We start from the raw sequence: 19,384 nt of genomic DNA, 5'->3' as shown, positions 1-19,384 counted from the left end.
ACAGAGAGTGAATCATCGAGTTCAGTTTTACTAAATGTTGCGGACGTTATTTCAACTCGTCTTCAAAAATTTTGTCTCGCAATTTCCAAAAGCGACCGGATTTCCTTGCAATAACAAACTGAGGTAAACGGAAACGATGTTGATTGGCAACAACACGTGTCGGTGAAGCCTCTTCAAAAGGGCGATGCTTGTCTGCCAAGTGAGGGCGCACAAACTGGTCTTTAAATGTTTGTTTTTGTTTTTTGGTACTCAATGACCAAAACTCATGAACTAACGCATTGCCTTCTCCTTGGTATGGTTCACCAGAATACGTCACCTTGAGTTGAGATTTACCATCACTGGACTTGAATACTGACAGGTCCATTTCTGTGCATTCAAAGATTAATGCATCCTTCAGATTAAGGGCTTCTTTTAATTTTTTATCTGGATCAACAAGCGTTGCGTCACACTCATGACAAATGCGCGCAGCAATATCGTTGTCGGCACCACATTCACCACAGTATTTGGCACGAAAACGGTAGCCACAGTGTTCACGCTCGCCTGTGTCTTCATCTTCAAAGTAACCCTGGCAACGTCTGCCAAAGTGTTCAACCAAGAAACCGTTACTATCCAACTTACCCCAGAAGTTGTTATTGAATCCGCAAGCCGGGCAGGGAATCGTGATAATTTCACTGTCAGAGTCTGGTTTGGGATCACCGACTTCAGGTTGGTATAAATCGTAGCTGTTGCCTGCGTAATCAAGCACTAAACATTCTGATTTTCCGTCTGATAAGCGTAATCCTCGCCCTACAATCTGCTGGTATAGACTGACTGACTCTGTTGGTCGCAAAATCGCGATTAAATCGACATGCGGCGCATCAAACCCGGTAGTCAGTACCGAAACATTGACCATATATTTTATTTGACGATTCTTGAACGCTTGGATGATCGCGTCACGTTCCGGCGTAGGTGTATCACCAATGACGATTTCAGTTTCGCCTTCTGGCAGTAAACTGTGGATCTCTTGTGCGTGTCGGACAGTCGCGGCGAAGATCATGACACCTTGACGTTCTCTCGCATATTGCATGATTTGCTCAACAATTTGCGGAGTGGCGCGTTTGGCTTTATCGATCACCATGTCCATTTCTGCTTCTTTGTAGCGTCCGGTGTTTGCGGGTTTTAGTTGCGAGAAGTCATAAGACAAAACAGGCGCGTCCATCATTCGTGCCGGAGTGAGGAAGTTTTCGTCGAGCAAGTAACGGATCGGCAGTTCGAAAATACAATCGCGGAAGAATCGAGGCTCTTCGGTGCGTACTTGACCTCGGGTATGGTACTGATAAATCCAGCCCATTCCTAAACGATAGGGCGTTGCAGTTAGTCCCAGCACCTTAATGCCTGGGTTCAGTTCTCGTAAGTGAGTAATAACTTTTTGGTAGCTGCTGTTTTTGTCATCCGGCACACGATGGCACTCATCAATAACGAGCAGAGAAAACTGGTTTTTGAACGAATCTAAGTTACGTACGACCGATTGAACCGAAGCAAACACGACTTGCTGATCAGTTTCTTTTCGTCCTAATCCCGCTGAGAAGATAGAACCTTTTAAACCATAACCTTCATACTTCGCGTGGTTTTGCTCGACTAGCTCTTTAACGTGAGCGAGGACTAACACTCTCCCTTTCGCAAGGCGAGCAAGCTCTGCGATCACCAAGCTTTTTCCGGCACCAGTAGGCAGTACGATCACTGCTGGTGTCGAGTGTTTACGAAAGTAATGAATGACTGCTTTAACCGAGTCGGCTTGATAAGGGCGAAGTGTGTACATGAAAATATGTGAAATTGCTCAACTATTCGAACGAGGAACGCTATAATACCTGACTTTTATACCCAAGTGACCTTTAAACCGAGATTTGGAGGTTACTTGGGTATAATTCAATGAGGTATTCATGCGTTTAGATAAATATTTGTGTGACGCTCTGGGTGCAACACGCAAACAGGCAACAAAGATCATCAAAAGTGGTGACATCACCGTTGACGGTGAGGTTCAAAAAAGTGGTGCATTTAAAGTACCTGAAGGTGCGGAAGTAATGTGGGAAGACCGCGTTATTGGTGCTCCTGGCCCTCGTTACATTATGTTGTACAAGCCTGCTGACTTTGTTTGTTCACATGAAGATGGCTACAACCAAACTGCATTCGCATTGCTCGATGAGCCTAAAATTGAAAACCTTCACTTTGCGGGCCGATTAGACGTCGACACAACCGGTTTGGTGTTGATTACGGATGATGGTAAGTGGTCTCACCGCATTACCTCACCGAAGCATAAGTGTGAGAAAACGTACCGTGTTTGGCTTGTCGATGCGATTCAGCCTGATTACGCGGAAAAGCTCGAACAAGGCATCATTTTGCGCAATGAATCAGAAGCAACATTACCTGCTCGTTTGGAGATCGTGAACGAGGCAGAGAATGAAGTATTGTTAACTATTGTGGAAGGTAAGTATCACCAAGTGAAACGCATGTTTGCGGCGTTAGGAAATAAAGTTGAGTACTTACATCGTGAGCGTATTGGTTCGATTGAACTCGATGAGGCACTAGAACCTGGTGATTATCGCTACCTCACGCAGGAAGAAATTGATTCTATTTGGAATTAATTATCGGCATGGGAAATTCTTTAGTTCCCAATTGGAACTAGTTTTTTGGTAGGAATTGGCTCAAAATTAATTTTCCTACCAAAATTAGTGCCTAGACAATTCCGGTGTGCTTACTCATCTGAGTGATATGCCTTTGCATTTAGCTGAGCCATGCATACTCTTATTGCAAAGCATTCGGCTGTGGTGAATAAATGGTGGAATCAATTCCATCATTTTTACTGCATTGTGTTTATTTCCCATAAACACACTTCGCTTTCACACGCTTTTCTATGTCGAGTTCGTCAAGGTCACACCTTGGTACATATTTGCCCTTATGATTCTCGAACGTTGATAGACCAGGCCTTTGGCTTCTAGATATCAGCGATATGAGAACCGTCCGTTACGTTCACTTTGCTCTGAAAGTATTGACGAAAGGGCTCCAACAAGAGGTAAAAGAATGACAGAAAAAGCTCAAAGCGCTCCGCAATCCCAAATCAGTTTTCTATTGTTTCTTGTATTAGGAGCGATTGGTGCTTTGACGCCTTTGGCGATCGACATGTATCTGCCTGCAATGCCGACCATCGCGAAAGATTTGGGGGTCGCGCCTGGCGCGGTTCAGATTACGTTGACGGCTTATACGGCAGGTTTTGCGATTGGCCAGTTAATTCACGGGCCGCTTGCCGATAGTTTTGGCCGTAGACCTGTACTGATTTTGGGTGTGCTTTTCTTTGGATTAGCGGCGGTAGTGAGTGCGACCACAAACGGCATTGATGCATTGACTTATGTGCGAACAGCGCAAGGTTTTGCTGGCGCGGCAGCGGCGGTCATTATCCAAGCCGTCGTGCGTGACATGTTTGACCGTGAAGACTTTGCCCGTGCAATGTCTTTCGTCACCTTAGTAATCACCATGGCACCCTTGGTTGCGCCTATGATAGGTGGTCACCTAGCGATCTGGTTTGGTTGGCGTTCGATCTTTTGGGTGTTAGCCATTTTCGCTGTGGTGGTAATTCTACTGGTACTTTGGAAAATTCCAGAGACGCTGAAACCAGAAAATCGTCAGCCGCTTCGTTTTCGCACTACGATGAGAAACTACGCCAGATTATGCTCCAACCCTGAAGCGATAGGTTTGATGCTTTCTGGAGCGTTTTCATTTTCCGGAATGTTTGCATTTCTGACTGCGGGCTCGTTTGTTTATATTGATTTATATGGTGTTCGACCAGACCACTTTGGTTATTTATTTGGTTTGAACATTGTTGCGATGATCATCATGACCAGTGTTAATGGTCGCTTGGTGAAGAAAGTTGGCTCTCATGCCATGCTTCGTTTTGGGTTGTTCGTGCAACTTTTGGCGGGGATTGGTTTATTCGTAAGTTGGTTGATGGACTTCGGATTATGGGGCATCGTACCTTTTGTTGTGCTGTTTATCGGTACATTGTCTACGATAGGTAGTAACGCTATGGCGCTGCTTTTAAGTGGCTACCCATCAATGGCGGGTACAGCTTCGTCTCTGGCGGGGACGTTAAGATTCGGTATCGGCTCATTGGTTGGCGCGCTGGTGGCATCACTACCAGGTAATGTGGCGTGGCCGATGATCATTGTGATGTTTGCTTGTTCTGTGCTTTCAGCACTGTTTTATTGGACTTTAGGAAGAAAGGCGTAATGTCGAATTACACCAAAGAAATTCAAAATTTAGTTAACTCAGCACTTGAAGAGTTAGATCAAGAGCATCGCTCAGGTAAGTTAGCCAATGCCCCTGTTGCGAATAACCATTATTTAGTGCGCTGGGTTACCAAAGCACTTAAATCTCAGCGTTTCGGTCGAGCCGTAGGCGATGACTTAACACGTTGGCAAAAAGCGGGTCGTTCAAAGGGTAATGACGCTGGTTTGTTGTTTATCTTCAAGCGTATTTCCGCTTTTTACGCTCAGTTTTTTCCTGAAGATGAAGATTCAAAAGTGATCAAAGACTCTGACGTCGAAGCATTTTTAGATGTGATGGAGCAAGCAGGTTGGGAAGTTTCTACCTCTGAACAATTGGTTGGTTGTGGCAAAATCCAAATCTTCACGGAAGGTCAAAACTCTTTGGCGCTATGTGCAGAACAATGCGAAAGCTGCTTCGACGGCGAGTTGCTCGTCAAACCAATGAGCTGGTTTGTACGTGGCAACCATGCTGAGTTTGTTGAGAAAGCAGCGCAAGCGGGCTTTATGGTGCATAAAGTGACGGACTACAAATCGATGGTGAAATACCACGGCGAGTACCTTATCTTTCCTGCAAACGAAGGTAACCAATTGGCTGAGATTCCGTTGAGCTTCCAAGCTTAATCAACTTCTCACAGCAGTAGAATTGAAATACGAAAGCATCAGGCGTTTGAAACGTCTGATGCTTTTTTTGTTACGTCACTCTGTATTTAAAAGCGATATTTCCAATAGACGCCACCATATAGACCTTCATAGCTTTGCAAAACGTCGCCCATCGTTTCGGTTTCGTTATTAAACAAGTAATCCTCTTCTGAGTAGTCTTCATAACGGAGGTTAAGCTGCACGTTTTGATTTTCAGATACTTCATAGTCAGCGATGACTTCAAATCGGTACGAGTTCGCGTCGTTATCAGGATATTGGTAGCCGTCAGATGTGGTTGAAGATTTTCCATCAGCTTGGCTGTAGCTGTAATCAAACGAGATAGAAAGTTTGTCGTCTAGTAGCTGCTCTTTACTCACACCAAAGCCAATGGTTGTGATGTCATCTTTGAGTTTGGTGGTGTAGCGATTCCAACCGACAACGTCAGAGTTTGCTTGTTGTTGCTCGGAGCGGATGACCTGTTGATTGTAAAAAACATGCCCGTTTAGTCCGTCGAGTAAATTGAAGTTGACGCTGATATCGTAGCCGTAATCTTCTCCTTCGCTTAAACCTATATCGGGTTTAACATAGTCGTCGTTTCCGTACCAAAGCTCAGCAAGTAACTGGACATCGTTTGTTACGTCATAGCCGCCGTCGCCACGGAGCTCAATCCTCTCTTTATCGGCTAAATAGTATTGGCGCAAATTAGGCGAGTCGCTGCTGTCGTCCTGCCAATCAGAGCCATCGCGAAAAGAGTAGGAGACTTTACCGCCTAATTGCCACGGTCTATTTGGTCGGTACTGGGCCCCAACAAAAACGCGTTGTTCATCGGTACGTTTTCGGTCGGCATAGCTTCGCTCATCTTGTCTAAAATGGTAACCCGTATTCACTTTTACATCAGAAGTAACACGATGCTTGAGTGTTGCTTCCAGTTTGGTTTTGGTGTGGTCGTATTTTTCTCTCGTCGATCCGATGATGGTGTTTCTATCGGAGTTATCGTCTTTATCTGAATAGTCCGCAGAAATGGCGAAAGCAGTGTCTCGCGAAAGTTTGTTGTGGTAATCCGCGCTCATTTGCCAAGTGTTAGTTTCGCCATGGAATGTATTGGAGTTAACGGGGGACTGCGGGAATGGATTTAACCCGCCTTCAGAAGACGTCTGTGACCAAAGTAAGCGGCCACTGAACGTTTGTTGATTCAACCGATAATTCCCCGTGACAGCAAACTGGTGAAAGTCGTTGTCAGGCTCATACGCGAGGTGGTTAGCGTAAGGATTGGTAGTGCTGCCGTAATAAAGTGCGGACTTGTCATTTCTAAAAAACGAGCCGCGATACGCAATATCCACCAGCCAAAAATCTTCCATGTAGCTTACTCCTACTTGAGTATTTAATGTTTCATGGTCGACGGCTTTGGGTATGAATCCCGGCGCGTTGGCGTAACCCGGAATAGTCGATGAATAAAGCGAAGTTGTGCCTTCTTTACGTTCGTGCTTCATGGATGCATATGGTTTCCATGGCGTATGTGGTGTGTACTTGAGTTCTAACTTAAACGTCTCTCGCGTCACTGAGTTTTCATATTTCGATAGGTCACCACTGACGAGTGCATCCTCTCTTGGATGATACGCACTGAGTGAGGACTGGTTCCAGAAATACGGCGTTTCACTATAACTGCCGAGGACACGTAATCCGTCGTACTGGCCCATTTCCCACTGCAGTAAGAAGCGTTGCAAACCAAGATCTTCGACGACGATTCGATTGTAGAACCCATCGTCTTCATATTGTTCGATATCGGCGTTTAGGCTCGCGTTAAAGTGTTTATTGTCAGAGTTTGTACCGTAAACGGGTGGATTCCAATTATAGAATCGCGAGGAACCATCGTTGTTAAGGTAACCGACGCCAGCGCTGACTTCTCCACTCCACGTGCCATCGCTGCTGCATTCACTGCACTGCCAGCGGCTAGTGTCGGCTGGTTGAGAACGTTGTAACGAATAATCGTTGGCGTGCGCTTGCACAGCAAAAGCAAGGGAAATAGCGATGCACAGTTGAGATAGTTTCATGCCTCCCTCCTAATAACTTAATGTTTGACCACGTGGGTGGTTAGAGCCATGCACTTGATTGTGGCAGTTCAAACAACTTCCGCCGCGCACTCTCAAGTCGTTTTCAGGAATGACTACGTTTGCATGTGGCACACGGTGGCATTCCTGACATAGCATTGGCAGCCGTTTATTGAGCAGGGCTTTGTTCACTGAACCATGAGGTGTGTGGCAGGATGTACAATCTTCAGTTACAGGCTCATGCTCCCATAAGAATGGGCCGCGTTTTTCTGCATGACACTCGTAACAAGCGTTATTGACGGTTGACCAGTTCAGGCTCGCTTCATTTAATGCCTGATGTGGATTGTGGCAGCTAGAACAAGTCATGACGCCGTCAATGATAGGATGACGACTACGTTTGTGGATATCCGATTTGGTGCGGGAGTGACAATCGGTGCATTTGTCTGCTTGCATTTCGGCAACCATCATCGGATCGTCTTTTTGATGCAGTTGGTGACAGCTTGCACAAGACAGACCTTCAAAAGCGTGCTCACTGCTATGCCAAGTCGAGCGTTTCGCATCTTGGTGGCAAGATAAACACACGCTGTTTTGCTTTTCGGCCGGAACAGGGGAGTTTGGCCCAAAGGTGATCATCGGCTCACGAACTTGTCCTTTTCGCGGATTGCGCGCGTGATTGTTTGCTGGGCCATGGCATGCTTCACATTGTTTATCATTCATTGGACCATGCAAGTTCGCTGACTTGCCGTGGATGTTGTCGAAAATACCGGTTGCAGGTTTGTCTGAGGTATCGTCATGGCAACGAAGGCAGCCATCTGGCCCGCGGCGTGAATATTTCCCCTCGGAAAACTTGGTGTCTAATATGGTTTCAATTTCTTCTTGAGTTAACGTCGCCGCTTTGGGTTCTGGCTCGGCGACATCTTCCGAACTGACGGTGAAGATGACGCCTAACCCAAGTATCCCAACTACCAACCACCGCAGAAACATTGCTTTCATAGCTCTTCCTTTTCTTGTCCTTAATTGTCAAAGCATTGTGTTCAATGACGAATTCAACGGTAGTCGTATACCTTGTGAACCTTATCTACCCCTTGTGACTGACCAATGGCATGGCAAGTTGCACATTGCTCGGAGCCCATGGCTTGTGCTGCTGTGTCTGCTCCAAATACCGCGCCGTGATTCAGCATATGGTTCAGAGGCGCATCTCCTGCAACACTATCCGGGTCAGCATTAGCTAAAGATGACTCTAAGTGACACGCGCCACAGGCGACTAATGCAGGACTAAAGTACTTACCACTCGCAAGAGAAGGGCGCGTATTTTGTTGGCTAGGTAAGTTGTATTGAGCATTGGTATGGCAGGCCTCACAGTTGTTGACTGCGCCAGGGAAAGGCGCTTCACCGCTATGAGCGGAGCCAAAGGCGTGGAATGAGTGTACGTGGTACTTTAGATCAGCTGCCATTCCAGGATAAAACGCAGAACGTTCAGAGTTATGGCAATTTTTACATTGTTGGAAGTCGGTGGCGGCATGCGGATGCTCACCAAGCTTATGGATAGTCAGCTCTTTGTGACAATCGTTACACGATGAAATGTCCGCGCCCACTGGCAGTTTGTGTTGCTTGTTGATACCAGACACATCAAACGAGCCGGATACGTTATTGGCGGCAATGACGAAAGGCGATTTGATAAGATCGATGCCTTCAAACGTGACGCATTCGGCGAGCTCGCCATCTCTAAGGTTGGCGCAAAGTGGCATGTCGGCGATGTTAACCGTCAACGTAGAGTTGGAGATTGGCTTAATCGCAGCGTCAGTGAAGTCTTTATGACACAAGAATAGGCCTTCTCCTTGAGCCTCACAGCCGTCACCAAGTGCGCCATCATCGGCGACGTTGAGACTGTTGTTTGCGACCATCGGGCCTTGGCCGTTATCCCAGTTCAGCAACAAATTGAGGTGGCCATGTTCATTGATGAAAGGTGTCAGTTCGTCGATGGATCCAATACCTGTGCCCGCTTTCGACACTCTTAGTTCAACCTCAAACTGGTCATCAATAAATCGCGCGCTTTCAACGTTGATTTCAAGCGAATCACGTGCCTTTGCAAGATTCTCTAAACGCATTACGTGAACCGTTTTAGCACTTCGGCTCGCGTCTTGGCCGATGATTGGAGCGCCATTGTCGTCTCGGTCATAAGGTCGGTGACAGCCAGAGCAGGAGTTTTGTGGTTCGCCGTTTCTTACCCAACCCGTACCGATTTGGTTATCATGCGCTCCTCTGTCTCGGTACAAGTGACAGGTCTCACAGGCAACTTGGCTTGGGTGTTCAAACCAATTGTTGGCGTCTGATGCTTTCGCGACATCGGTTGAATGGCAGGTTGTACAGTTGCGGGCATCTTGCGGGAAAGGGTTGCCTTCAATGACTAAACCATTGATGTCGGTAACGAGCACGTCATTCTCGTCGACAGGCTGTTTGTAAGTGTCGGTGTTATTTCTGTCGCTACCTAATTTGAAAACATTACCGTGGTATTGATGAACAACGGCAGCGAGAGGGCGTCTGGCTGGTGCAGCGCCAGGATTACTGTCATTGTGGCAAGCGGTACAAACGGCAATGTTGTTATCAATTGAGCGATAGCCCGGTCCATGATGAAGCGGTTCGCCCATATGACAGTTTTCACAGGTGCCTGTTTCAATCACATTGCGGGAGACAGTCGTATCTGAACTTTCTTGCGGCACCCATTCAAACACGTAGGTAAAACCGTTGCCTTGCTCGCCATACGCCATGACGATTCGGTGGAGTTTATCCGCATCCCAAGCGATAAAACCGTTGTTGCTAGAAGAGTCGGCAGTATAAGGATCGGACACTTTTAAAACGTCAGGAATGGCAAACGTGTAGCGATACCCTTCGTCTGTTTTTACTAGTGTTCCATCCCAAACACTCTCCATGCTGGCACGGTTATTTACGGTATTACTTGAGTGATGGAAACTCTTCCAATAGGTATTGCCATGGCGTCCATTGAAGGCAAAGGCTGGATCGCTCGAGTTTTGTGTATCGACACGAGAGGGCATAGCTTTGAGAAGTGCGATGCGAAAATCTTTCGTTTCGTCTAGCTCATGAGGTCTGCCACTGCCGTCTTTGACGGTAAAATTGACCACCAGTTTGGTTTCCCCGGTTTCTTGAGTGACCAATGATGGCTCGGAAACACTGATCTCGAAATCACAAAGTGCAGGTGGTGGTGTATTCTGATCGTTTTTGCTGTCTGGACCACATCCGGTGAGCAGTAAAATAAAAAATATTAATGTAGCGATCGACTTTAAACCGTTCATAGTCCCTCTCGATTCGTCCTAAAGTAAGTGGGAATGCATGGGAATGGTTTAATATTTCAATAAACGATTGATTGAAATATTAATTTTATACTCAAGCTAAAAGAAAAATATCCATATTTACATCGCTTGAATAAATCGAAATACATGGCTTGTAAGAGTATAGACGCAATATGAAATATTATTAAAATAAACCGCTATTTTTGTATGTGAATTTTGGGGTTGAATTTATTATCATTTTAAATCAATTGTTTGGGTTGGATTTTCTGCGATTGAAGAGGTCGGCGCAGAAAAAGTAAGGGTATTGAACTACGCTACTTTAAATAGTTGACGGCTTAATATTTTTATCTTGGATATCGTTGGTTTTAAGTCGTGTTTATAAATTGATTTTCTTATCGTTTATTCGTTGTCTGGTTTTGATTAATAAAGATAATTACTACGGAGTCAGTCTAATATGCACCAACTAATTAAATTCTCTCTAAAATTTTCCTCGGTGTTAGTCATTAGCTCAGTTTTAGCCTCCCACAGTTTAGCGTCACCAAGTGAGCTAATTTCACAATACGAATGTGAAGCTTGTCATGGGCCAAACGGTGTTAGCTCAGACACGAATATTCCTACCATCGCTGGGATTCCCGAATTCAATTTTTTTGACCAAATGCTACGTTACCTAGAAGGTAGGCCTGCAAATTCTGTTAGTCACGCTTACGGAGACACGAGCAAAAAAGGCGACATGGTGTCGATAGTTAAATCTTTATCTGAGGCGCAGATTGAAGAGTTAGCAAAACATTATGCTGGGCTTGAGTTTGTGCCAGCTAAGCAGTCTTTTGATCAAGCGTTAGCGATGAAAGGTAAGGCTATCCACGCGAAAAGCTGCGAGAACTGTCATTCGGATGGTGGCAGCAACGCTCTAGACGAAGCGTCGATCTTAGCTGGTCAGCAGAAGGGATATCTCGCCACGACATTGAAACAGTTTAAGCAAGGGAAACGCTCCGTTGATAAAAAAATGGACGAAGCATTCAAAGGGCTTAGTGCCGATGATTTAAATGCGCTCGTTGAATACTATGCGAGTTATCACTAGCGCTGTTTTGGGATGAACCCCGATGAGTTTATGGCGTAAACCAAACAGGAAGTGGATGCTCGGCATACCAATTGGTGGCTTGTTGGCGTTTATCCTTGGTGGGTTGGCAGTTAGTGTTTTTCACTTTGGTATGGATTACACCAATCGCAACGAGTTTTGTTATAGCTGCCACATTGGGATGGATACGATAGTTGAGGAGTATCAAGCATCCCCACACTTCAAAAATGCTCAGGGTGTGGTTGCCGCTACGTGCAGTGATTGCCATGTCCCTAGGGAGTTTTTTGCCAAAATAGCATTGAAAATCGGCGCTACAGCAGATATCTATCACAAACTGACTGGTGATATTACACTTGAGAATTTCGAGGCAGAACATCGTCCGAGATTAGCAGCTGAAGTTACAAAGCAGTTTATCGAGAATAAATCAAAGCAGTGCCGATACTGCCATTCTGTTGACAAGATGGATTTCGAAGCGCAAGGACGAACCGTTGCGCGTCGACATCAAATGATGGAAAGCCGAGAGCAATCGTGCATAGATTGCCATGCGGGGATTGCCCATCACCTGCCTATTTCTCTAGATTCTCCAGAGACTGTCCCACCTGAGGAGTAATACTGATACTTTCGGCTTCTTTCGCGATGGCTTTGACCATGCCTTTGAATATGAATAGATGGGCTGGCATCATGGCAAACCAGTAAAGCAGCCCGAGAAACCCCTGCGGGTGCCACCAAGCTGTGATATCCAGTTCTCGTTCATCACCATGGTCTTTGATGGTAATTTCTAAACGTCCAAGCCCCGGGCCTTTCATCCCAAAAAACAGTGAGAGGAACTGATCTTCCTCGCAGCGAATCACTTTCCAAGAGTCAATAAAATCGCCGACTTTGAGCTCCGGCCCCGGAGGAGAAACGCGAATCGGTTTCCCGCCACCAAAAAAGATGTCGAGCCATTCACGTGTGCGCCACAAAATGTTGGCAAAGTAATAGCCTTTTTCACGACTCCCGATTTTTTGAGCCACTTTCCATAATGCCGCAGCGGAGGCTTGAGTTTTTATGCTCGCACCGGCTTGTTTAGGGTAGTAGCCATACCCCGGTTGCCATCGACGAAGTGCCGCTGGCTCAAAGCCCCAAACATTGCTGCGCACAAACGTGCCTTCATCTTGAATGGTATCGGATACCGCTTGCTCGTAGCTGATCAGCGTTTGCGGAAATCGTGCTTCAATCGCTTTGGAATCGGCAATGTAGTCATGCTCTAACCCCGCGAGTAATGCTTTGCCGATGTTTGCTGGTACAGAGGTGACCAAGCCGAGCCAGTACGATGCCATTTTTGGGGTAAGCAACGGTGTCGACCACAGCCGATAAGGCTTGTTGGTGATTCGGCAAATGACTTTAAACTGCTCGCGGTAGCTGAGTGTATCTGGCCCACCAACTTCATAAATTTGGTTTTCTTCTGGGGGTGATGCTTCGGCCAGCTGCAATAAATAGTGATTGAGGTTGGGTAGGGCAATAGGGTTGGCTTTTGAGTCGACCCATTTAGGCGCGATCAAAATAGGTAAGTTGTAGACAAAATCTCGCATGATCTCGAAAGCCGCGGAGCCGGGGCCAATGATGACGCCAGCACGCAATTCAGTTACTGGAACGCCAGACTGTCGGATAATTTTGCCCGTAGCTTTGCGAGCGGCTAAATGGCGCGAGTTTCCGGTTTGCGGTTGGATGGCACTTAAATAAATGACATGTTTGACACGGCTTTGCTCCAATGCGTATTTAAAATTCAAAGCAAGGTTTAGCTCGTACTCAACAAAGTCATCGCCTTGTGCCATTCCGTGTACTAGGAAAAATACCAAGTCAAAATCGTTCACCACAGCGAGCGTGGCTTCTGCGTCGGCTAGGTCCAGATACCGCAACGTTAAATTAGGATGGGGCCGAGTCCTTGACTCCAAATAATCGATATGTCGCGCCGCAGCCGTGACGGCGTAACCTTTATCTAAGAGTAACGGAAGAAGTTGAGAACCAATGTAACCCGAGGCGCCTAGCACCAACACCTTTTTCATTATCTGTCCTTTTAATCGTTTGTGGAATAAACACCACAGAGTATAATCATGAGACACTTTCCCCATTCTATCAATAAGTTGTCGTTGGAGCGCTTGTGACTTTTCTCTCTCAACTCTCAATACATGCAGATAAAGCATTCTTACGTCGCTTATTCGCGATCGCGCTACCAATTACACTGCAAAGCATGATGTTTTCTAGCCGAAGCCTCGTCGATGTGCTTATGCTCGGCCAACTTGGTGAAGCTGAAATAGCCGCTGTTGGGGTAGCGGCGCGCGCGACGTTTGTTACTACCATCATGTTAGTTGGGGTGACGACGGGTGGTGCATTACTGACCGCACAATATTGGGGGGCAGGCGATAAAGTCGGGGTACGTCGCAGTACCGCTTTAACATGGATGATAGCCATGGTATTTGCCGCCATTGCCGTTGCTTTGTTTGTTATTTTCCCACAGCCAGTCATGAAACTGACGACAGACTCACAAGAAGTGATTGAGTTAGGGGCCAGCTATCTAATTATTTCATCCGTTAGCATGTTTGCTGTTGCGTGTGTCGCTAGCATGTCGGTGGGGTTGAGAGCGATGCACCAACCGGGGCTGAGCACATTTTTTAGTGGTATAGGCATTCTGTCTAATGTTTTCCTCAACTGGGTGTTAATTTTTGGTCACTTAGGTTTTCCTGCTTTAGGGATTACAGGGGCAGCCATTGCAACGGTTATCAGTGGCGCTATCGAAGTCGGTTGTCTATTTGGCTATTTATGGCTGAAGAAACACATAATTGCATTTGGTTGGGATGATATACGCGCAGGTTTGGTTTTAGACAAAATAACGCGTTTCTTGAGCCTTTCCTTACCGACCACATTTAACTTTTTGGCATGGGCTGGTGGATTGTTCGCTTACCATGCCATCATGGGGCAAGCGGGTGTGCAAGGTTTGGCAGCGTTGTCGGTGATGACGCCGGTTGAGTCAATCGCTCTCGCTATGATGATTGGCCTATCGAATGCAGCTGCGGTTTTAGTGGGTAACCAACTCGGCGCGAAAAACTTTGAACCTGTGTATTACCAAGCTTGGGCTACGGTCATTTTGAATGTGTTTATCGCATTTGTGGTCGCTGTTGTATTGATAGTGTCCAATCAATGGATCCTTAATGCGTTTAGTGCACTGACAGCGGATACTCGCCAGTTAGCTGAACAGTTTATGGTGATTCTTGCTTTAGGTGTCGTACTACGCTCGGTGCCGATGATGGTCATTGTTGGGGTATTACGTGCGGGTGGTGACGTTAAGTTTTGTTTGTATCAAGACATTCTTGCGCAGTGGGTGATCGGGATTCCACTCGCGGCATTTGCAGCGATTCAGCTCGGTTGGGAGCCGCAATGGGTTTACTTACTCTTTTTGACCGAGGAAGTTGTGAAGTGGACGATTTGTCTGCCAAGAATGGTGAGCCGAAAATGGATGAAAAACCTTATCGGTCAATAGAGGTAAACAGAGCTTTCTGCAGCTGCAAAAATCTGCTCAATACGTCAACAAAATTAGGAACAGAAAGTGAATCGAGTTGCATTTGTACTCTCATAGTGTGATCAAGCATTCAAAATACTTTCTACTAACAGGATTTTAGTGTAGATTCTGATCCCAATTTTTAAATACCATCCGAGCGGCATAATCAATGTTAAAACTGTCAGACCTATGTAAAGGCTATGTAGACGGGGGAGAATTTCACCCTGTATTACAAGGGGCAGAATTAACATTACAGCAAGGTGACCAAGTCGCTCTGATGGGAGAAAGTGGTTCGGGTAAAAGTACTTTGCTGAACTTAATTGCCGGACTGGATACTGCAGACTCTGGTGAAGTTCAGTTTCCAAATTTTGCCATGCATGATGCGCCAGAGCATTTGAGAACCCTTTATCGCCGCAACAATATTGGTAATATCTTCCAACAGTTCAACTTGCTTCCTACGCTCAATATTGCCGATAACATTCGTTTTTGTCGTCAGTTAAAGGGTTTGCCAGAAGATAAAGAGTTGTGGCGTCAAATTCTTTCTGCTCTGGATTTAATGCCTCTGCTAGGCCGCTACCCGGAAGAAGCATCTGGTGGTCAGCAACAACGTGCTGCTATTGCTCGCGCACTCTATATGGAACCTAAAATCCTACTCGCTGATGAGCCAACTGGTAGCCTAGACGAGCGAAACGCAGAAGCGGTAATGCGCTTATTGACGAGTCTCGCTCGCCAGCTGGAGTGTACTTTGCTCTTAGTGACGCACAGTGAAAAAGTGGCGGCCCATATGGAAGGTAAGATTCGACTTCAAGGAGGGCAACTGCATGTTATGGCCCGTAGTTAAGGCACTACTCGGTCATTACCGTCGTTACCCACTACAAATTATTCTTGTCTGGCTAGGGTTAACCTTAGGCGTGTCCCTTCTTGTTGGTGTTACTTCTATCAACCAGCATGCAAAACAAAGTTATGCGACAGGAGAAAAGCTTTTCTCCAATCCTTTGCCATACCGAATCCGAACTAAACACTCTGCCAATAAAATCCCTCAAGGTTTCTATATCCAGTTGCGTCGAGCTGGGTTTAACCAATGTGCGCCGTTTGACGTGCTACATCTAGATGCTAAAACCGATATGAGCTTGATGCTGGTGGGGATTGATCCTGTCGCGATGATTCCATTGCAGCAAGGCAAATCTTTGGGTGAGATGCCCGTTCTATCATTAATGAAACCTCCTTATCCCATTCTAGTCAGTCAAGATTTGGCCGCTTACATGAGTTGGCAGGATGGGGACTTTATTGAGATGAATGACGGAAGTCGTCTCGGACCGATTCAAGTCGATAAAAACAAAATGCTCTCAGGGACTCGGCTGGTTACTGATATATCGTTGTTGCGTATGCTCAAGCGGAGCTCAGGTTTATCTGCGATTTCTTGTGGTGAAATGCCAGAGGAAAAGCTAATAGCACTGAAAAATATGCTACCTAATGGCATGACGCTCGTTAGGAATACGCGTACGGAGCTTGAGTCGTTAACTAATGCATTCCACATGAATCTCACTGCGATGGGGATGCTGTCATTTTTGGTCGGGTTGTTTATTTTTTATCAAGCGATGTCTTTGTCATTTATTCAGCGACAACGTTTGGTGGGTATTTTGAGACAGACGGGGGTCAACGGAACGCAGTTGGCTCAAGCATTGTTGTTAGAGTTGTCGTTGCTCGTCTTTATTGCGTGGGCGTGTGGTAACTTTTTTGGTTTGATCTTGGCAAATGAGCTGATCCCTGCAGTCTCATCGAGCCTGAGCGATTTGTACGATGCCAACGTAGGCTTAACAATAGGATGGTCTTGGCAGTCCAGCTTATATAGTCTGATCATGGCAGCGATGGGCGCATTAATATCGTGTTTGTGGCCATTGATTCGTTTGTTGAAGTCACAGCCAATTCGTCTATCTTCTCGACTGTCATTAATGCGATTTGCAGGGCGTGAGTTCTCTTGGCAGGCTCTTGCTGCGTGTGCGTTTTGTGTCGCGGCAATCGCAGTGTATCAAGCACCGAAAACACAAGAAACTGGCTTTGCCATTATTGCGCTGATGTTGGTTAGTGTGGCCTTGTTCATGCCATTTATTATGTGGCATATGTTCCAGAGCTTTTCTTACACCATGCGTTGGGTACGTGTACGTTGGTTTTTTGCCGATGCGGCTGCGAGCATGAGTTATCGCGGTGTGGCAACAATGGCGTTTATGTTGGCACTGGCGGCAAATATCGGCGTAGAAACGATGGTAGGCAGCTTTAGGGATACAACCGATAAATGGCTCAGCCAGCGATTAGCAGCGGATATTTATATCTATCCGACAAATAACTCAGCAGCTCGGATGAGTGCGTGGCTGCAAAACCAACCAGAAGTCAACTCGGTTTGGTGGCGTTGGGAAAAAGATATGCCAACCGAGCATGGTGCTTTGCAAGTGGTGAGTACAGGCTCTTCTGAAGGTGAGCTAGATGCACTGACGGTAAAACTAGGTGTCCCGAATTACTGGTATCAACTGCACGCAACCAAGAGCTTGATGGTGAGTGAATCGATGGCCTTGAAGTTGGATATTCGCCCAGGAGACTTCATTAACTTGCAGGAACCACTGGGTGGAGACTGGCAAGTCGTTGGTGTTTATTACGATTATGGAAACCCGTATAACCAGGTGATGATGTCGCACCGGAATTGGCTGTATGCATTTGCAGGGACGGGCAATGTTGGCCTTGGTGTGGTGTTAAAAGATAGCGTTAATGGGGAGGGGCTGAAAAATCGCTTAGAAAATGTATTCCGCCTCCCGCAAGACCGTGTGTTTGATAATGGTAATATCTATAGTCAGGCAATGAGGGTATTTGATCATACCTTCGCTATTGCAGGAACCTTGGGCAACATCACGCTGATTATTGCTGTGTTTGGTTTATTCTTCGCGACATTGGCGGGCGAACTGTCGCGGCAGCGGCACTTCTCTTTGCTGAGATGTATGGGTGTATCCGGAAAGGAACTTGTCGCATTGGGTGGTTTGCAGTTGTTTGTCTTCGGGGCCATTTCCGCGATTATTGCGGTGCCACTTGGTCTGGCACTTGCACACTTGATCGTTGATATTATCATTAAGCAATCATTCGGTTGGTCTCTGGAGCTTCAAACGATCCCTTGGGAATACGCTCAAACTATTGCTTGGGCGATGCTTGCCATCATGATTGCCGGCGCATTGCCAGTTATTAGAATGATTAAGAGTACGCCAATGAAGTCATTAAGGGACGCGTTGTAATGAAAAAAGTGGGCTCTAAAAAACGCTTGTTAGTTTCAACGATCATTGTTATTACGTTTGCCTTTTTGACTGGGGCTGCTTTTTACTCAACTTTTTGGTTGGAAGCGACAGCGACACAAGAAAGCGAGCTTAATTCTATTCTAACGCGTGAAAATCAAACGATTTTCGAACCTGTATTACCTGACGAGCATGTCTCTTTACCGTCAGACTTTCGTTTTCATCCTGAGTACCAACATGAATGGTGGCACTACTTTGCGAAACTGAAAGATGAACAAGGGAAAATATACAATGTTCAATGGAGTTACTTCAGGGTCGCGACAGACGAGCGAGAAACCAGCGGATGGCAAAACCCTCAACTGTACATTTCACATGTTGTCGTTAGCCATGGTTCGCACGTCTGGAAAGAGCAACGTGTAGCGAGAGGCGGGATAGGCCAAGCTGGCATGACTAATCGTCCTTTCAGGTTATGGATTGATAATTGGACGTGGCGTTCACTTGGTGCAACGCCTTTCCCTGGTAACTTGAATGTGACTACCGATACGTTTGGTTTAGATCTCAATACTATGACAAATGGCCCCTTTGTCGTGAATGGAGACAAAGGTTTTCAGGTTAAACACGCGTTGCAATCTGTTGCCTCTTTCAGTTTTAGTGCGCCATTTTTAAAGGTGAAAGGGAGTTTGAACATTAATGGCAAACGCTTCTCTGTTGCTGGCTCTGCTTGGGCTCAGAAAGAGTGGGGCAGTGGCTTAATTGGTGAAGGGCAACAGGGTTGGGATTGGTTTGTATTCAATTTAGATGATGGTCGAGCACTGACTGTCAGCCGCTATCGCCACCATGGACAAACACCGCACGTGTTTGGCACCTTGTCCACACGCTCAGGTAAAGTCATCAATCTCTCAGATGATGATATCAGTATTAAACCAATGCAAGTGACCAGTTTATCAAATGGAAGAAGGCTGCCTTTGCAGTGGATTATTAATATTCCACTGCATCAAATTAACTTGACCACTCGTATTATCAAATCAGATATGTGGCTTCCTTTTGTTATACCGTATTGGGAAGGTCCTACCTTAGCTTCTGGCTCCAACGAGGCTTGGGGCTTTATGCAGCTCACTGGTTATTAAATTCTGATAAAAACCACCCCAATGGGTGGTTTTTTAGTGGATGAAACTTCCTGAATTTTTCTCAAAAGTATGGGGTTATCAT

General features: G+C 46.1%; 14 protein-coding genes. 9 read left to right on the top strand and 5 right to left on the bottom strand.

Features of this window, described 5'->3' with window-relative positions; all coding sequences use genetic code 11:
• Positions 1-46: 46 nt before the first annotated feature.
• Positions 47-1,798, bottom strand: coding sequence for a DEAD/DEAH box helicase (locus NL643_RS00355; RefSeq protein ID WP_104969302.1), 1,752 nt, complete (start codon positions 1,796-1,798; stop codon positions 47-49).
• 121 nt (positions 1,799-1,919) lie between these two features.
• Between NL643_RS00355 and rsuA the strand changes: the two genes are divergently transcribed.
• The 3 genes from rsuA (at position 1,920) to NL643_RS00340 (ending at position 4,919) form a co-directional block, all read left to right on the top strand.
• Entirely contained in the window at positions 1,920-2,621 is a 702-nt protein-coding gene (rsuA, locus tag NL643_RS00350; protein WP_033905117.1) for a 16S rRNA pseudouridine(516) synthase RsuA, read from the top strand.
• 436 nt (positions 2,622-3,057) lie between these two features.
• Positions 3,058-4,260: a Bcr/CflA family multidrug efflux MFS transporter gene (locus tag NL643_RS00345; RefSeq protein WP_253643714.1), complete on the top strand. Its 1,203-nt coding sequence runs from the start codon at positions 3,058-3,060 to the stop codon at positions 4,258-4,260.
• Positions 4,260-4,919, top strand: a complete 660-nt coding sequence (locus tag NL643_RS00340) for a DUF2913 family protein (RefSeq protein ID WP_176320378.1) — start codon at positions 4,260-4,262, stop codon at positions 4,917-4,919. Before NL643_RS00345 ends, NL643_RS00340 begins: the two co-directional genes overlap by 1 nt.
• An 86-nt stretch (positions 4,920-5,005) precedes the next feature.
• Here the strand turns inward: NL643_RS00340 and NL643_RS00335 are convergent, their stop codons facing one another.
• Genes NL643_RS00335 through NL643_RS00325 form a run of 3 tightly spaced genes read right to left on the bottom strand, consistent with a single transcriptional unit; the run spans position 5,006 to position 10,296 of the window.
• Complete coding sequence (locus tag NL643_RS00335) at positions 5,006-6,988, bottom strand: MtrB/PioB family decaheme-associated outer membrane protein (protein WP_253643713.1); 1,983 nt, start codon at positions 6,986-6,988, stop codon at positions 5,006-5,008.
• Between the two features lie 9 nt (positions 6,989-6,997).
• Positions 6,998-7,978 carry a DmsE family decaheme c-type cytochrome gene (locus tag NL643_RS00330; RefSeq protein ID WP_253643712.1) on the bottom strand — a complete coding sequence of 327 codons (981 nt, stop codon included), beginning with the start codon at positions 7,976-7,978 and terminating at the stop codon, positions 6,998-7,000.
• 53 nt (positions 7,979-8,031) lie between these two features.
• A complete protein-coding gene (locus NL643_RS00325; protein WP_253643711.1) occupies positions 8,032-10,296 on the bottom strand; it encodes an OmcA/MtrC family decaheme c-type cytochrome in 2,265 nt (754 codons plus the stop codon).
• A 451-nt stretch (positions 10,297-10,747) separates the two neighbouring features.
• Here NL643_RS00325 and NL643_RS00320 point away from each other — a divergent pair, with 451 nt between their 5' ends.
• Both NL643_RS00320 and NL643_RS00315 read left to right on the top strand, forming a co-directional pair.
• Positions 10,748-11,371, top strand: a complete 624-nt coding sequence (locus NL643_RS00320) for a c-type cytochrome (RefSeq protein WP_253643710.1) — start codon at positions 10,748-10,750, stop codon at positions 11,369-11,371.
• A 22-nt stretch (positions 11,372-11,393) separates the two neighbouring features.
• Positions 11,394-11,978: a NapC/NirT family cytochrome c gene (locus NL643_RS00315; protein ID WP_145532244.1), complete on the top strand. Its 585-nt coding sequence runs from the start codon at positions 11,394-11,396 to the stop codon at positions 11,976-11,978.
• On the opposite strand, the gene NL643_RS00310 is transcribed toward NL643_RS00315, so the two are convergent.
• The gene (locus NL643_RS00310) at positions 11,935-13,413 is read right to left on the bottom strand and encodes a DUF2867 domain-containing protein (protein WP_104971537.1); all 1,479 of its coding nucleotides are present in this window, start codon (positions 13,411-13,413) and stop codon (positions 11,935-11,937) included. The two genes, NL643_RS00315 and NL643_RS00310, sit on opposite strands and share 44 nt — an antisense overlap.
• A 95-nt stretch (positions 13,414-13,508) precedes the next feature.
• On the opposite strand from NL643_RS00310, the gene NL643_RS00305 reads away from it, so the two are divergent.
• From NL643_RS00305 to NL643_RS00290, 4 genes are all read left to right on the top strand, one after another.
• Complete coding sequence (locus NL643_RS00305; RefSeq protein WP_170902136.1) at positions 13,509-14,885, top strand: MATE family efflux transporter; 1,377 nt, start codon at positions 13,509-13,511, stop codon at positions 14,883-14,885.
• Between the two features lie 187 nt (positions 14,886-15,072).
• Positions 15,073-15,744, top strand: coding sequence for an ABC transporter ATP-binding protein (locus NL643_RS00300; protein WP_005393230.1), 672 nt, complete (start codon positions 15,073-15,075; stop codon positions 15,742-15,744).
• On the top strand, positions 15,725-18,178 hold the full coding sequence (locus NL643_RS00295; protein WP_005393229.1) for an ABC transporter permease: 2,454 nt from the start codon (positions 15,725-15,727) through the stop codon (positions 18,176-18,178). The genes NL643_RS00300 and NL643_RS00295 overlap by 20 nt, the downstream gene beginning before the upstream one ends.
• On the top strand, positions 18,178-19,302 hold the full coding sequence (locus NL643_RS00290) for a lipocalin-like domain-containing protein (RefSeq protein ID WP_253643709.1): 1,125 nt from the start codon (positions 18,178-18,180) through the stop codon (positions 19,300-19,302). Before NL643_RS00295 ends, NL643_RS00290 begins: the two co-directional genes overlap by 1 nt.
• Positions 19,303-19,384 lie beyond the last annotated feature (82 nt).

Source organism: Vibrio sp. Y42_MX_L11, assembly GCF_024181785.1.
Classification (GTDB): Bacteria; Pseudomonadota; Gammaproteobacteria; order Enterobacterales; family Vibrionaceae; genus Vibrio; species Vibrio diabolicus.
Note: the sequence above shows the minus strand (reverse complement) of the source record. Positions and strands in the feature narration are given on the sequence as shown.

Excerpts from the sequence above, each read along its gene's own strand:
- NL643_RS00295 (WP_005393229.1), top strand. The coding sequence starts at position 15,725 with ATGTTATGGCCCGTAGTTAAGGCACTACTCGGTCATTACCGTCGTTAC.
- NL643_RS00345 (WP_253643714.1), top strand. The coding sequence starts at position 3,058 with ATGACAGAAAAAGCTCAAAGCGCTCCGCAATCCCAAATCAGTTTTCTA.
- NL643_RS00340 (WP_176320378.1), top strand. The coding sequence starts at position 4,260 with ATGTCGAATTACACCAAAGAAATTCAAAATTTAGTTAACTCAGCACTT.
- NL643_RS00300 (WP_005393230.1), top strand. The coding sequence starts at position 15,073 with ATGTTAAAACTGTCAGACCTATGTAAAGGCTATGTAGACGGGGGAGAA.
- NL643_RS00330 (WP_253643712.1), bottom strand. The coding sequence starts at position 7,978 with ATGAAAGCAATGTTTCTGCGGTGGTTGGTAGTTGGGATACTTGGGTTA.
- NL643_RS00310 (WP_104971537.1), bottom strand. The coding sequence starts at position 13,413 with ATGAAAAAGGTGTTGGTGCTAGGCGCCTCGGGTTACATTGGTTCTCAA.
- NL643_RS00315 (WP_145532244.1), top strand. The coding sequence starts at position 11,394 with ATGAGTTTATGGCGTAAACCAAACAGGAAGTGGATGCTCGGCATACCA.
- rsuA (WP_033905117.1), top strand. The coding sequence starts at position 1,920 with ATGCGTTTAGATAAATATTTGTGTGACGCTCTGGGTGCAACACGCAAA.
- NL643_RS00320 (WP_253643710.1), top strand. The coding sequence starts at position 10,748 with ATGCACCAACTAATTAAATTCTCTCTAAAATTTTCCTCGGTGTTAGTC.
- NL643_RS00335 (WP_253643713.1), bottom strand. The coding sequence starts at position 6,988 with ATGAAACTATCTCAACTGTGCATCGCTATTTCCCTTGCTTTTGCTGTG.
- NL643_RS00290 (WP_253643709.1), top strand. The coding sequence starts at position 18,178 with ATGAAAAAAGTGGGCTCTAAAAAACGCTTGTTAGTTTCAACGATCATT.
- NL643_RS00355 (WP_104969302.1), bottom strand. The coding sequence starts at position 1,798 with ATGTACACACTTCGCCCTTATCAAGCCGACTCGGTTAAAGCAGTCATT.
- NL643_RS00325 (WP_253643711.1), bottom strand. The coding sequence starts at position 10,296 with ATGAACGGTTTAAAGTCGATCGCTACATTAATATTTTTTATTTTACTG.